Consider the following 14,270-nt stretch of genomic DNA (forward strand, 5'->3'; position numbering starts at 1 on the left):
AAAGGGATTGGTCAGCCGGAACGCCACCCCAAAACAAAACCGCCGCCCTCCGATGGGAGGACGGCGGCTTTGGCAGATGATGTTGAGAGGTACTTAGAAGCCGACAACCAGCGAGCCGACAATGGCGCGCGGCGGGCCGATATTGACGAAGCTCGATGCCGAGCTGAGCGTCAGACCACCACTGAACGAACCGATGTAATTTTCGTCGAACAGGTTGGTGACGTTGAGCTGCAGACGGCTGTTTTCGAGGCCTGCATCCTTCAGCGAGTACCGGATTTCCGCATCTACGACCGTATAGGGGTCGAAGCGGAAGGTGTTGGTGTCGTCGAAATAGCGCGGGCCGGTGCGCTTCGCCTGAACACCGATTTCGACCGGGCCGAGCTGGCCCTGGACACGGCCACCGAACATATATTTCGGTACGCCGCGCTCGTAATTGCCCGCAGTGGCGATTACGCTGCCGTCCGAACCCGCCAGAACATCCTGCTTGATGTCCGAAACGATATACGAACCGAAGGCGTAGAAGCTGATCTGCGGGATCGGCTGCCAAGAGAAGCTGCCGTCGACGCCATATTTCTCGACCTTGCCGAGGTTGGTTTCGACGCTGCAGTCACACTCGACCTTATATGCCGAAACAAGGCGGTTGTTGTAGCTCGAATACCAGCCGGTCAGCGAGGTCGAGATCGTGCCCGACTTGAACCGTACGCTGCCGTCGAAGCTGTCCGAGGTTTCGGGCTTCGGCTTATTGGCATCCGTGTCGGGCAGATACAGCGAGTTGTACAGCGGGTCGGTGCCGGGAACCGAGATATTCTTAGTATAACCGGCCGCGATCGAGAGCGCGGGGGTGAAGTGGTAGGTGAAGCCGATGCTCGGCAGAACCTTGCTGTAGTTGTAATGACGGCTCTGCGGAAGGGCGGCGCCGGTCACCGAACCATCTGCATCGACGACATACGGATTGGCCGCTGCATAGGCTGCCTGACCAGCAGCCGAGGGAATGCAGTCGACATAACCGCTGGTGTTGGTGGTGAAGCAGTAATTGTCCAGGTCACGCGAGAAGAACGGCACGCGCAGACCGGCGAGTACGTTCAAACGGTCCTCAAGGAACGTGCCGCTATATTCGCCCGAAACCTGATGCAGCGTCGCGAACGATTTACGATCACGCTTTTCGAGCAGATTGCCGTTTACGTCCTTGAGGCCGTCATTGATCGGGAACACATCGTATGGCGAACCGTCAGGACGCAGCAGTCCGGCTTCACCCGTCTGACGGTGACGAGCGCGGTCGAAGCTGTAGGAAAGACGTACGCGGTTGGTGTCGTTGATCTCATATGCCAGGTTGGCAATGGCGATCCACCGGTTGGTAACGGTCTGGCTGGGCGTAAGAACCCGGATCTGGTCAGATTCGCTCGGCGAGATAACGCCGTCGCCATTGGCATCCACGCCCAGCGTCCCATCGCCATTCATATCGATGCCGAAATAAGGCTTGCCACCGATATAGCCGACGAGCTGCTCGCCATCAGCGGTCTGATATTCGCTTTCATAGCCGACCGAGGTGCCGCCGCCATTCGCCTTAGTATAGGTATAGGCACCGTCGAACGAGAAAACGAGCTTATCCGTAAAGTTGAACTTTGAGTTCAGACGAATATTGCCAGTGTTTGACGGGTTGAAGCGCCGTTCAAACTCGCTGCCACAGCTATTCGGCGTATCCACGACGGTCGCGCTGGCAGAAGTGTTAATCGTGCAGGGATAATTGATGTCGTAGAAACGCTCTTCGCGGCTGATCGGATAGTTTTTATAGCTAAAGGGCGAGCCGTTGAAGTTGTTGCGGTTCTGGTTCCAGTGACCGGCAAGCGAAACGAAATCGCCGTTCGAGCCGATCCGCTGGTAGATTTTCGCGTTATATTGCTGCTTGTCGACGCCGCCATAGTTGGAGAAGGTCGAGTCCTGCTTGACGCGCGATGCAGAGAACCATGCCTTGGTTCCGTGGCCGGTGATGTCGCCGGTCTGAATCAGGCCGAATACGCGGTTATACGGACGGCTTTTGCCTTTGCCGTCGGCAATGATGTCGCCATAGCTGGCAACCGCCATCGCGCTCAGCGTGTCGCTGGGTTCGATCGTGTTGATGTTGATCGTGCCGCCTACCGCTGCCGGGGTCGGGCTGTCGACATCCGTCGAACCAAGGTTGACGTTGATGTTATCGACCAGTTCGATGTCGATATTCTGGTTGGTATAGAGCGCGTAGTTGCCCGAATCGTTGAGCGGGATACCGTCGAGCGTTTGCGAGATACGGTCCGAGTTGAAACCGCGAATGCTGAACGAACCGCCCAGCGAACCGAACGGATCGTTGTTGGTGAAGCTGACGCCCGGAACCTGGTTCAGGACTTCGTTAACGCTCTGACCCGGCGTCTGGCGACGCAGCAGTTCGGAGGTTACGACGACCTTCGCCTTCGGCGTGTCGGGAATTTCGATCCCGGCGATACCGCGTTCCGCCTGACCCTGAACGACGATATCCGAATCATCGAATTCGATCGAGCCGGTCGACTGCGCGAAGGCAGCGCCCGGAATGGCAAGCGCGGCGATGGCGACGCCGGCATAAAGCATGTTGCGCATGATTCTTCCCTTATGGATTGGCACCGAAATCGGCGCGCGGCGTATTCGCCGTCGGGGCGGCTGATGGGCATGGAATATGTCGGTTGCATGACAAAATCGACTTCCAGTTCCCGCAATCTGCCAATCGCGTTAAAGAATCATGCTGCGTTGCAAAAAAGCATCACCGGGCGTCGGCGACGATGCGTGCCCATTCGGTCTCGTCGATGATGCGGATGCCCAGATCGCGCGCCTTGTTCAGCTTCGACCCTGCGCCCGGCCCGGCGACGACCAGCCCGGTCTTTGACGAAACGGACCCGGCGGTGCGCGCGCCCAGCGCCTCTGCCTGTGCCTTGGCTTCGTCGCGCGACATGGTTTCGAGCGATCCGGTGAACACCACGGTCATGCCGCTGACTTCCGATTCGCGCGTTTCGTGCACCACATCGGCCGGCGTCACGAATGTCAGCAGATCGTCGACCGCTTCGCGATTATGCGGCTCGGCGAAAAAGTCGGCGAGCGCCAGTGCGACCTCCGGCCCGACGCCCGCGGTTTCGGCAATGGTCGCCATTTCCTTCCCTATGCGCGCCAGGAACTTGTCGTCGCTCTCGCCCAGCGCCTGCGCCATCTCCGTCCGCTTCGCCAACATGGCGTCGAGCATCGCGCGAAACGCGCTCCAGCTTGTCCAGCGGCGCGCCAGATCGCGGGCGGTGATTGCGCCGACATGGCGGATGCCGAGCGCGAACAGGAATCGGTCGAGCGGCGGATTGCGCTTCGCCTCGATCGCCGCGATCAGGTTGCGCGCCGAGGTTTCGGCCCAGCGGTCGCGCGCGACGAGCACGTCCTCGGTCAGCCGGAAGATATCGGCGGGGGTGTGGACCAGATCGTCCTGAAAGAAACTCTCGATATTCGTCGTACCCAGCCCTTCGATATCGAGCGCATGACGCGACACGAAATGGCGCAGCCGCTCGACGCGCTGTGCCGGGCAGATCAGCCCGCCCGAACAGCGCCAGTCGACCTCACCCGGGTCGCGCTCGGCCGCGCTGCCGCATTCGGGGCAATGGGTGGGGAACGGCCAGGGCGCGCGGGCTTCGTCACGCGAGAGATTTTCGACGATCTGCGGGATGACATCGCCTGCGCGCTGGATCACCACCCGGTCGCCGGGATGGACGCCGAGCCGGGCAATCTCATCGGCATTGTGGAGCGTGGCATTGGTGACGACGACCCCGCCGACCGTCACCGGTTCGAGCCGCGCGACCGGGGTCAGCTTGCCCGTGCGTCCGACCTGAATATCGATCGCGTTGAGCGTGGTCTGAGCGCGTTCGGCGGGGAATTTATGCGCCATGGCCCAGCGTGGCGCGCGTGCGACAAAGCCCAGCCGCTCCTGCCAGTCGAGCCGGTCGACCTTGTACACCACCCCGTCAATGTCGAAGGGCAGGTCGGCGCGCTCCGCTTCGATCGCGCGATAGACGTCGAGAGCGGCCGCTGTCGTTTCGGTGCGCGTGAAGCTGTCCGCGACCGGAAAGCCCATGGCGTGGATTGCATGGATCACCTCGGTCTGGGTCTCACCCGGAACCGCGCTGACTTCGCCCCATCCATGGGTCAGGAAGCGCAACGGGCGCTCGGCAGTGACGGTAGCGTCTTTCTGCCGCAGCGACCCGGCAGCGGCGTTGCGCGGATTGGCGAATTGCCGCGCCTTGTCCGGGTCTTCCGCCGCATCGCGCAGCCGCTGGTTGAGGGCGGCAAAATCGGCTTTGGCCATATAGACTTCGCCGCGCACCTCAAAAATGTCGGGCGCGCCCTTGGGCAGGTGCTGCGGAATGTCGGATATGGTGCGCACATTGGCGGTGACGTCTTCGCCCACCTGCCCATCGCCGCGGGTGAGCGCCCGGACCAGCACGCCGCCCTCATAGCGTAGCGAACAGGATAGCCCGTCGATCTTCGGCTCGGCGGTCAGTGCGACCGGCGCGTCCTCGGCAAGGCTGAGGAAGCGTCGGACGCGGGCGACAAACTCCGTCACTTCTTCGTCGGAAAAGGCGTTGTCGAGGCTCATCATCGGGCGCGCATGGGCGACCTTGGCAAGATGGCCGGACGGCGCGGACCCGACCAGCAGCGAGGGCGAATCTGCGCGCTTCAACTGCGGAAACGCGGCTTCCAGCTCCGCATTGCGGCGCATCAGCGCGTCATAATCGGCATCCGAAATCTCCGGCGCATCCTCGCTGTGATACAGCCGGTTATGCCGCGCAATTTCCTGCGCCAGCTGCTCCAGCTCTGCTGCTGCCTGTGTCTCTTCCATGCCGTCGATCTCGCTCATGGCAGACGTCGCTATGCGCTGCGACAAGGTGCCGCAAGATGGATTTGCGCATCCGCAAATGGGCTTGGCCATGGGCGCGCAGGCGAATAAGGCTGGCGCTACTTTCCTTTGACCAGCCGGACGATATCGCAATGCCCGTAACCATTCGCACCGATGACCTGATCGAAAGCGTCGCCGACGCGCTGCAATATATCAGCTATTACCATCCGATGGACTATATCGGCGCGCTGGGTGAGGCGTATGAGGCGGAGCAGTCCCCCGCGGCGAAGGATGCGATCGCGCAGATACTGACCAACAGCCGGATGTGTGCGGAGGGGCATCGCCCGATCTGTCAGGATACCGGCATCGTCAATGTCTTCGTCAAATGGGGCATGGACTGCGTGCTCGACGACACGTCGCGCAGCTTGCAGGAGGTCGTCGATGAGGGCGTTCGCCGCGCCTATCTGAACCCCGAAAACAAACTGCGCGCTTCGGTGCTCGCCGATCCCGCTTTCACGCGCCGCAATACCAAGGACAATACGCCGAGCGTGCTGTCGGTCGAACTGGTGCCGGGCAACACGGTCAGCATCGACGTCGCGGCGAAGGGCGGCGGTAGCGAGGCCAAGTCGAAGTTCAAGATGATGAACCCGAGCGACAATATCGTCGACTGGGTGCTGGAGATGATCCCGCAAATGGGCGCCGGCTGGTGCCCGCCGGGAATGCTGGGCATCGGCATTGGTGGCACGGCGGAACATTGCGTCAAGCTTGCCAAGCAAAGCCTGATGGATCCGATCGATATGGGTCAGCTCAAGGCGCGCGGGGCGAAGACCGACATCGAACAGCTTCGCATCGATATTTTCGACGCGGTCAATGCGCTCGGCATCGGCGCGCAGGGGCTGGGCGGGCTTTCGACCATTCTCGACGTGAAGATCATGGACGCGCCGTGCCATGCGGCGAACAAGCCGGTCGCGATGATTCCGAACTGCGCCGCGACGCGCCATGCGCATTTCACGCTCGACGGATCGGGGGCGAGCTATCTCCCCGCGCCCGACCTGTCGGCATGGCCGAAGGTGGAATGGACGCCGCCTGCCGAGGCGAAGCGAGTCAATCTCGATGCGCTTACGCCGGAAGAAGTCGCAAGCTGGAAACATGGCGACCGCATTCTGCTGTCGGGCAAGATGCTGACCGGCCGCGATGCCGCGCATAAGCGGATCAAGGATATGCTTGATGCGGGCGAGGAACTGCCCGTCAGCTTCAAAAACCGCGTCATCTATTATGTCGGCCCGGTCGATCCGGTGGGTGAGGAGATTGTCGGCCCGGCAGGCCCGACCACCGCGACCCGCATGGACAAATTCACCCGCATGATGCTGGAACAGGGACTGCTCGCCATGGTGGGCAAGGCAGAGCGTGGCGAGATGGCGATTAAGGCGATTGCCGATCACAAGAGCGCCTATCTGATGGCGGTTGGCGGCGCTGCCTATCTGGTGAGCCGCGCGATCAAGGGATCGAAGGTCGTCGGGTTCGAAGATCTGGGCATGGAAGCGATCTACGAATTCGAAGTGAAGGACATGCCGGTGACGGTCGCCGTCGATAGCGAAGGGCAGAGCGTCCACCACCTCGCCCCGCTGGTGTGGCGCGAGAAGATTGCCAAGGAGCGGTTGCTGGAGAAGGTTTGAGGGGCGGCGCGCGCTATATTATCTATCGCCCATGGAGCGCCCGCGCCCGATAGCTATGCGCTTTCTCTCCCGTCTCACTCGCTACAGCACGCCCCTGCCGGAACCCGGCACCTCTGCCGAACGCTATGCCTCCCGAACCTGTGGATTTGGAGAGAGATATGGCGCGCTTTGATGGTCGGACGTTTCTGGTGACCGGCGGTACGTCAGGGATCGGGCTCGCGACCGCGAAACGGCTATCGGATGAGGGCGCGAAGCTGCTGATTACCGGGCATAGCGAGAACCATATCGAGGAGACGCGCAAGGCCCTTCCCAAGGCGAAGGTGATCGAAAATGACGCCTCTGCCCATTATTCGGCGCAGGCGCTTGCGGATTGCGTGCGTGAATTCGCGCCTGACGGGCTGGACGGCGCGTTTCTGAATGCCGGGTTCGGCCGGTTCAAAGCGCTGGGCGAGATCGACGCGACCGAAATCGACGACCATTTCGACCTCAACCTGCGCGCGCCGCTGCTTCAGGCGAAGCATCTGGGCCCGTGCATGAAGGATGGCGGGGCGATCCTGCTCGTCGGATCGGGCACCGTCGGCGGCGGGCGCGCTGATACGCTCGTCTATTCAGCAACCAAGGCGGCGGTGCGGCAGGCGGCGCGCAGCCTTGCCACCGAATTCGCGCCGCGCGGGATTCGCGTCAATGTCGTGACGCCAGGGGCGACCGAGAGCCGCTTTCACGAACGCGGTGGGATGAGCGAGGCTGAGGAAAAAAGCTATAAGGAAAAGGTAGCTAAGGCGGTGCCGCTGGGCCGGCTGGGCACGCCCGAGGATGTTGCGGCAGTTGCCACCTTTCTTTTGTCCGACGATGCGGCCTATGTCACCGGATCGGAATATCGGGTCGATGGCGGGCTGACCATGGCCTGAGCGGCAACGGGCGGAGGAGGCGATCAGCGTGGCTAGACGGATTGCGCGGGGCGTCGGCATCGCGCTGCTCTTTGCGATTATCGGCATCTGCCTGACGCTGGTTATCGTGCCGCGCTTTCTTGACCGCATCTATTATCGCGGGCCGGTGAGTGGGCATTTCGACGGCGAGCATTTTTTCAATCCCGATGGCGATCAGGATATCGCGCCGCCCACCGGACGCAGCCGCCCGGGCTTTATTGCGCGCTATCTGCTGGGCGAGGACGATCGCCCCGTCTGGCCAGACCATGTCGATGTCGCGCAGGCAAAGCCGCCCGCGCGGGTGGCGGGGCAGCGGATGCTCGTCACCTGGGTCGGCCATGCCAGTGTGTTGGTGCAGACCCAAGGCCTCAATATCCTCACCGATCCGGTGTGGAGCGAGGTTGCCGGGCCGTTCGGAATCGGGCCGCATCGCGTCGCACGACCCGGTATCGCGTTCGACGATCTGCCGAAGATCGACCTCGTGCTGGTCAGCCACAATCATTACGACCATCTCGACCTCGCGACGCTGGGCAGACTGTGGCAGCGCGATCATCCGCTGATCGTCACCGCACCGGGCAATGACAGCGTCATTGCGCAGGCGGGCGCGAAGGCGGCGGCGCGCGACTGGGATAGCGGCGTTGCGGTGAAGCCCGGTGTCGATGTCGTGGTGACGCGCAACCATCACTGGAGCAGCCGCTGGTTCGCCGATCGCAATCGCGCGCTCTGGTCGAGCTTCGTCGTGCGGATGCCGGGCGGCAATCTGTTCTTTGCGGGCGATACGGGTTTCGGCGACGGCAAATGGCCGGGCGAGGCTGCGGCGCTGGGCCCGATCCGGCTGGCGCTGATCCCGATCGGCGCGTTCCGTTTTCAGGAAGGGCAGATGGGAATCGACAGCCATATCGGCCCGGTCGATGCAGTGCGCGTGTTCGAACGGCTGCACGCCGCGCATGCGATCGGCATCCATTGGGGGACGTTCCGGCTTTCGTGGGAAGGCTATCTGACCCCGCCGCGTCTGCTGAGCGCCACGGCGAATTGCGCCGGGATCGGGGATGCGTTCACCACCATTCCGATCGGCCGGACGGTTGAGATACCGGCGGGCGATTCGCCGCCAAAGGCAAAACCCGCCAGCCGCAAGCAATTGCTCAAATGTCTCGACACGCCTGAAGTGCGCGCGATCCGTTAAAATCAGGTCTCGCGCGTAGCGAAGGTTGCCGAAAGTGCGTGGTAGAGGCGGTCGCGGCACACCCACTGGCTTGCCTGATCGGCGATCAGTGCAGCACCGAGCATCGGCAACATCAGTCCCCGGCTGACCGTGGTTTCGGAGATAATGATAACAGCCGTCAGCGGCGCGCGCACCACGCCGGTAAAGTAAGCGGTCATGCCGAGCAGCACGACGGCGCTCCCCGGTTCGCCGGGGAAGAACCAGCGCAGCACATTGCCGAAACCAGCGCCCGTGGCGAGGCTGGGCGCGAAGATGCCGCCCGGCAGCCCCGAAATCGCGGTTGCGGCGGTGGTGATGAACTTGGCAAGCCCGAACCAGAGCGGTGCGTGCACGCCTTCGATCATCGCGCGGGCAGGGGCATAGCCGGTGCCCCAGGTCAGGTTGGTGAGCACGCCCGTAACCGCAACGATCGCGCCGCAGATACCGGCGGCATACATCGGGTTGCGGCGCATCCACAGCATGGGCTTATTGTCCGCCCGCGCGGCGAGCAGCAACAGGCGGGAAAAGGCACCGCCGAAAATGCCGCCGACCACGCCGGCCAGCGGCGCGATGACCAGCGCGCTTTTGAACGGCAGCGACGCGCCGGTGACGCCGAAATAGATATAATCGCCCGCGACGCCTTGCGCGACCATGCCCGAAATCAGGATCGCGGTCATGACGAGCAACGTCATGCGCTGTTCGTACGCAGCGGCGAGTTCCTCGATCGCAAAGGCGATTCCGGCCAGCGGCGTGTTGAACGCGGCCGCCACACCCGCCGCGCCGCCCGCAATCACCATCGACGCGCGCATCGGCGCCTGCAGCAGCCGGTGCCACCCCGCCATGACGGCGGCGGCGAGCTGAACCGTCGGCCCTTCGCGGCCCACGGAAGCGCCGCACAGCAATGCGCCGAGCGTCAGCACCGACTTTACCGCCGCGGTGCGCAGCGACATCAGCGACTTCGTCGCTTCGGTCGGGTTGGATTTCGCCGCGATGATCTGCGGAATGCCCGATCCGCGCGCATCGGGAGCGACTTTCTTGGTCGCCCAGGCGATCAGCACAAAGCCCAGCGGTGTCAGGAGCAGCGGCAGATAGGGATAGACGCGGACGATATCGAGAAACAGGCTGCTGACATCATCCGCCGCAGTCGCGAAGATCAGCGCGAACAGGCCGACCGAAATCGCGCCGCCGCCGATCGCAACGCGACGGCGAAACACCATGGACTGAGGTCCCTGACGACGGATCAGGGCACGCAGACGGTTTCGGGTCAGTTTCTTCACAGGCGTAAACGGGTTGACATGGCGCGGCGCATAGCCGCTCTCTATCGCGCGATTGGTCCGGGGGCAAAGTCGTTTGCGAAAGAATCTTCGCGCCCGCCGGCAAGCCGCTCTATATTGCGCGAATGAATCGGGAACAAGTATCCCTGTTGATGCTTGGGATCACAGCTTCCAATCCCCATATGGCGCGGCGATGGCGATTCAGATCAGAACAACGCTCGACGAACCGGAAACCGGTGATACCTTCATTCCGCACCGTCCGGCACGGCCTGACAAAGCGGAGGGCGGTAAGCCGTTCAAGCTGGTCAGCGAATATGAACCGGCGGGCGATCAGCCTGCTGCGATCGAAGAACTGGTCGCTGCCGCGCGAGCGGGCGAAAAGGATCAGGTGCTGTTGGGCGTCACCGGATCGGGCAAGACCTTCACCATGGCGAAGGTCATCGAACAATTGCAGCGCCCGGCGCTGATCCTTGCCCCCAACAAGATTCTCGCAGCGCAGCTTTACGGGGAGTTCAAAAGCTTCTTCCCCGAAAATGCGGTCGAATATTTCGTCAGCTATTACGACTATTATCAGCCCGAAGCCTATGTGCCGCGTTCCGACACCTATATCGAAAAGGAATCGAGCACGAACGAGGCGATCGACCGGATGCGCCATTCGGCGACTCGCGCGCTGCTCGAACGCGACGATGTGCTGATCGTCGCATCGGTGTCGTGCATTTACGGCATCGGATCGGTCGAAACCTATTCGGCGATGATTTTCGACATCAAAAAGGGCGATGTCGTCGACCAGCGCGACATCATCCGAAAGCTGGTCGCGCTGCAATATAAGCGCAACGATGCAGGCTTTGCGCGCGGCAATTTCCGGGTGCGCGGCGACAGCCTCGAAATCTTCCCGTCGCATTATGAAGATACCGCATGGCGCATCGCTTTCTTCGGCGACGATGTCGAAGAGATCACCGAATTCGATCCGCTTACCGGTCAGAAGATCGCCAGCCTCGACAAGATCCGCGTCTTCGCCAATTCGCACTATGTGACGCCGGGGCCGACGCTGAAACAGGCGACCGGCGCGATCCGCCACGAGCTTGCCGAGCGGCTGAAGGAATTGCAGGCCGAAGGGAAATTGCTCGAAGCACAGCGGCTGGAGCAGCGCACCAATTTCGATCTTGAGATGATCGCCGCGACGGGATCATGCGCGGGGATCGAAAATTACAGCCGCTTCCTCACCGGGCGGCTCCCCGGCGAACCGCCGCCGACTTTGTTCGAATATCTGCCCGAGAACGCGATGCTGTTCGTCGATGAAAGCCATCAGACGGTGCCGCAGATCAGCGCGATGGCGCGCGGCGACCATCGGCGCAAGATCACGCTGGCCGAATATGGCTTTCGCTTGCCGAGCTGCATCGACAACCGACCATTGCGCTTTAACGAATGGGACGCGATGCGCCCGCAAACGGTCGCGGTGTCGGCCACGCCGGGTAATTGGGAGATGGAGCAGACCGGCGGCGTGTTTGCCGAACAGGTCATCCGCCCCACGGGCCTGATCGACCCGCCGGTTGAGATCAAGCCGGTCGAGGAACAGGTGCAGGACCTGATTCAGGAAGCGAAGAAGACAGCCGAAAAGGGCTATCGCACGCTCGTCACCACGCTGACCAAGCGGATGGCCGAAGACCTGACCGAATATATGCACGAAGCGGGGATCAAGGTCCGCTACATGCATTCGGATGTCGAAACGCTGGAGCGTATCGAGCTGATCCGCGACCTGCGCATGGGCGTCTATGACGTGCTGGTCGGCATTAACTTGCTGCGCGAGGGCCTCGATATTCCCGAATGCGGGCTGGTCGCGATTCTCGACGCTGACAAGGAAGGGTTTTTGCGCAGCGAAACCTCGCTGATTCAGACGATCGGCCGCGCCGCGCGTAATGTCGATGGCCGGGTGATTCTCTATGCCGACCGGATGACGGGCAGCATGGAGCGCGCGCTGAGCGAAACCAGCCGGAGGCGCGAAAAGCAGGAAGCCTATAACCGGGAACACGGCATCACGCCGACGACGATCCGCCGCAATATCGGCGATATCATCGCGCATGTCGCGTCGAAGGATCAGGTCACGGTCGATCTGGAAGACGATCGCCCGCACATGGTCGGCCACAACTTACGCGCCTATATCGAGGAGCTTGAGGGCAAGATGCGCAATGCCGCCGCGAACCTTGAGTTCGAGGAGGCAGGCCGGTTGCGCGACCAGATCCGCGAGCTGGAGGCCGAAGAGCTTGGCCTGCCCGAAGCGGATCGCAAGGCACCGGTAATGGGCCGGTCGAACGAGGGTAAACCCGGCACCCGCAAGACGCGGTACGGCAAGGTGCAGAAGAAATTCGGCGGCGGTTCGCGCCGCTGACGATTAGCCGTTGAGCGGTGGGGCATTGCGTCGCATGTTTCCCGAAATCCATGGGGAGAATCGAAATGCGCCTTGCCCTGATCGCCGCCGCTGTTGCGCTTGCCCTTCCGCTTCCTGCTGCCGCGCAGGTGGTGAGCAAGGGACAGGTCGGGGCCGCGCTTTTCATGCCGGGCCGTCCGGCGGACGCGGTTAAGCTGGATGCCGATCGCAAACCGGCTGAGGTGCTGAACTTTCTTGGTCTGAAAAAGGGCGATGTCGCCGCCGATATCATGGCGGGCAGCGGCTATTATTCCGAAATCATGGCGCGGCTGGTTGGACCGAAGGGGAAGGTCGTCGCGTATGAACCCACCCAGTTTTATGATGAAAAGGCAAAGGCAAGCTGGCATTCGCTGATCGGTCGAGAACCCAATGTCAGCGTTGTCAGCTACCCGTTCGACAAATTCGCGGCACCTGCCGACACCTATGATTTCGTGATGCTGCACATGGTCTATCACGACCAATATTGGGAAAGCGCCAAATATGGCATTCCGCGCAGCGACCCCGCCGTCTTTGTCAAAACGCTATATGCTGCGATGAAGCCGGGAGGTATTGTCGGCGTGGTCGACCATGTGGCGAACCCGAATGACGATACACGCGCGACGGTAGAGGCGATGCACCGCATCGACCCGGCAGTGGTGAAGGCCGATTTCGAAGCGGCAGGCTTCGTGCTGGAGGACAGCAGCGATGTGCTGAGCAATCCGGACGATGCGCACGACAAGAGCGTGTTCGATCCGGCGATACGGGGGCATACCGACCGGATCGTGTACCGGTTCCGCAAACCGGGCTGATCGACCGGCCGGACGCTTTCGCTCTTGAGGGGGGCGGATGCGGGCTGCATAAGCCTTTGCCATGCGTCATCTGTTCCGTATCGCCCCGGTCCTTGCGCTGGGCATCGCCGCGTCCGCCTGCGTCCCCAGCGTGGCTCCGCCGCGGGTGACTCCGTCGCCCGCACCGACCCCGGCCGCCAGACCCCTTCCTGCGCCTGCGCCTGTCCTGAAGGGCGACTGGCGCGACTGGCCGCTCACCCCCGGCGACTGGCGCTATCAGGACGGCGCGCGGGAATCGGTCGCGCGTTATGGCGAACGGGGCGGGGAGACGGTGTTCGCGATCCGTTGCGACAAAAAGCGGCGGCAGATTTCGCTGTCGCGCCCCGGTGCCGCGCCGCGCAGCCTGCCGATGACGATCCGCACCAGCTCGCAGACCCGCACCCTGACCGCGCAGCCCGACGGTCGGGAGATGGTCGTCACCCTTGCGGCGCAGGACCGGCTGCTCGATGCGATGGGGTTCAGCCGGGGGCGGTTCATTGTCGAAATGCCGCCGATGCAGACGCTGGTGATCCCGTCCTGGGCCGAAGTGCTGCGCGTTACCGAGGATTGCCGGTAGGCTGTTCGGCGCGGTTATCGGTGGAGACCCCGCCGCAACCCATCCCTGAAGGGGAGGGGCTTGCGTTTCCGCGCCCATCGTCACCCATCCCGTTGGAGCCGCTTGCTTTTTCCGGCGTTGATCGTGCGCAAGGAGAGACGTGATGGCAAACGATAAATGGTCGCAGGATGTGACCGAACATTCCGACGCGCTCGATCTGGAAGCAGGCGTATTTACCTGGAACGACCCGGACGCGATCGCGAAATCGCTTAAAAAATCGGCTGAGGCGAGCGACCGCAATAAGGGATCGGACTATCAGTCGGCAATGTCGATGCTGACCTTCTACATCAACCGCGCAGGCAAAGATCTGGACGAGGAGCAGCGGCAGGTGCTGGAGGATGCCAAACAATCGCTTCGCCGCCAATTTGGGCGGGAATGAGCGTCGCCCCCGACGCAGGCGAAAGAATCTGACGCAAGATCGGGAATAATACAAGGCTTGTTCTGCGAATCGCGATGATTCACATAAGAGGGGCACC

10 protein-coding genes are annotated in these 14,270 nt (G+C 62.2%); 7 read left to right on the forward strand and 3 right to left on the reverse strand.

Features of this window, described 5'->3' with window-relative positions; genetic code table 11:
* Positions 1-93: 93 nt before the first annotated feature.
* Both EV664_RS10355 and ligA read right to left on the reverse strand, forming a co-directional pair.
* The gene (locus EV664_RS10355; protein ID WP_133495642.1) at positions 94-2,604 is read right to left on the reverse strand and encodes a TonB-dependent receptor; all 2,511 of its coding nucleotides are present in this window, start codon (positions 2,602-2,604) and stop codon (positions 94-96) included.
* Between the two features lie 160 nt (positions 2,605-2,764).
* Positions 2,765-4,891 (reverse strand): NAD-dependent DNA ligase LigA, encoded by a 2,127-nt coding sequence (gene ligA, locus EV664_RS10360; RefSeq protein ID WP_133495643.1) that lies wholly within the window; start codon positions 4,889-4,891, stop codon positions 2,765-2,767.
* 131 nt (positions 4,892-5,022) lie between these two features.
* Between ligA and EV664_RS10365 the strand changes: the two genes are divergently transcribed.
* The 3 genes from EV664_RS10365 to EV664_RS10375 all read left to right on the forward strand — a co-directional run bounded on the left by EV664_RS10365 (position 5,023) and on the right by EV664_RS10375 (position 8,655).
* Positions 5,023-6,546: a fumarate hydratase gene (locus tag EV664_RS10365; RefSeq protein WP_133495644.1), complete on the forward strand. Its 1,524-nt coding sequence runs from the start codon at positions 5,023-5,025 to the stop codon at positions 6,544-6,546.
* Positions 6,547-6,704: 158 nt separating this feature from the next.
* Entirely contained in the window at positions 6,705-7,454 is a 750-nt protein-coding gene (locus EV664_RS10370; protein WP_162848822.1) for an SDR family NAD(P)-dependent oxidoreductase, read from the forward strand.
* A 28-nt stretch (positions 7,455-7,482) separates the two neighbouring features.
* Complete coding sequence (locus EV664_RS10375; protein WP_373287508.1) at positions 7,483-8,655, forward strand: MBL fold metallo-hydrolase; 1,173 nt, start codon at positions 7,483-7,485, stop codon at positions 8,653-8,655.
* 2 nt (positions 8,656-8,657) lie between these two features.
* On the opposite strand, the gene EV664_RS10380 is transcribed toward EV664_RS10375, so the two are convergent.
* Complete coding sequence (locus tag EV664_RS10380; protein WP_133495646.1) at positions 8,658-9,890, reverse strand: chloride channel protein; 1,233 nt, start codon at positions 9,888-9,890, stop codon at positions 8,658-8,660.
* A gap of 250 nt (positions 9,891-10,140) precedes the next feature.
* On the opposite strand from EV664_RS10380, the gene uvrB reads away from it, so the two are divergent.
* The 4 genes from uvrB to EV664_RS10400 all read left to right on the forward strand — a co-directional run bounded on the left by uvrB (position 10,141) and on the right by EV664_RS10400 (position 14,173).
* On the forward strand, positions 10,141-12,333 hold the full coding sequence (gene uvrB, locus EV664_RS10385) for an excinuclease ABC subunit UvrB (RefSeq protein WP_133495647.1): 2,193 nt from the start codon (positions 10,141-10,143) through the stop codon (positions 12,331-12,333).
* A 65-nt stretch (positions 12,334-12,398) separates the two neighbouring features.
* Positions 12,399-13,160, forward strand: a complete 762-nt coding sequence (locus tag EV664_RS10390; RefSeq protein WP_133495648.1) for a class I SAM-dependent methyltransferase — start codon at positions 12,399-12,401, stop codon at positions 13,158-13,160.
* Positions 13,161-13,221: 61 nt separating this feature from the next.
* Positions 13,222-13,755 carry a hypothetical protein gene (locus EV664_RS10395; protein WP_133495649.1) on the forward strand — a complete coding sequence of 178 codons (534 nt, stop codon included), beginning with the start codon at positions 13,222-13,224 and terminating at the stop codon, positions 13,753-13,755.
* 142 nt (positions 13,756-13,897) lie between these two features.
* Positions 13,898-14,173, forward strand: a complete 276-nt coding sequence (locus EV664_RS10400; RefSeq protein ID WP_133495650.1) for a DUF3175 domain-containing protein — start codon at positions 13,898-13,900, stop codon at positions 14,171-14,173.
* Positions 14,174-14,270: the final 97 nt, after the last annotated feature.

Source organism: Stakelama pacifica (assembly GCF_004361835.1).
GTDB classification, from domain to species: domain Bacteria; phylum Pseudomonadota; class Alphaproteobacteria; order Sphingomonadales; family Sphingomonadaceae; genus Sphingomonas; species Sphingomonas pacifica.

Bases quoted from the DNA above. Each gene is read 5' to 3' on its own strand.
- EV664_RS10355 (WP_133495642.1), bottom strand. From the start codon at position 2,604: ATGCGCAACATGCTTTATGCCGGCGTCGCCATCGCCGCGCTTGCCATT.
- ligA (WP_133495643.1), bottom strand. From the start codon at position 4,891: ATGAGCGAGATCGACGGCATGGAAGAGACACAGGCAGCAGCAGAGCTG.
- EV664_RS10365 (WP_133495644.1), top strand. From the start codon at position 5,023: ATGCCCGTAACCATTCGCACCGATGACCTGATCGAAAGCGTCGCCGAC.
- EV664_RS10370 (WP_162848822.1), top strand. From the start codon at position 6,705: ATGGCGCGCTTTGATGGTCGGACGTTTCTGGTGACCGGCGGTACGTCA.
- EV664_RS10380 (WP_133495646.1), bottom strand. From the start codon at position 9,890: ATGGTGTTTCGCCGTCGCGTTGCGATCGGCGGCGGCGCGATTTCGGTC.
- uvrB (WP_133495647.1), top strand. From the start codon at position 10,141: ATGGCGATTCAGATCAGAACAACGCTCGACGAACCGGAAACCGGTGAT.
- EV664_RS10390 (WP_133495648.1), top strand. From the start codon at position 12,399: ATGCGCCTTGCCCTGATCGCCGCCGCTGTTGCGCTTGCCCTTCCGCTT.
- EV664_RS10395 (WP_133495649.1), top strand. From the start codon at position 13,222: ATGCGTCATCTGTTCCGTATCGCCCCGGTCCTTGCGCTGGGCATCGCC.
- EV664_RS10400 (WP_133495650.1), top strand. From the start codon at position 13,898: ATGGCAAACGATAAATGGTCGCAGGATGTGACCGAACATTCCGACGCG.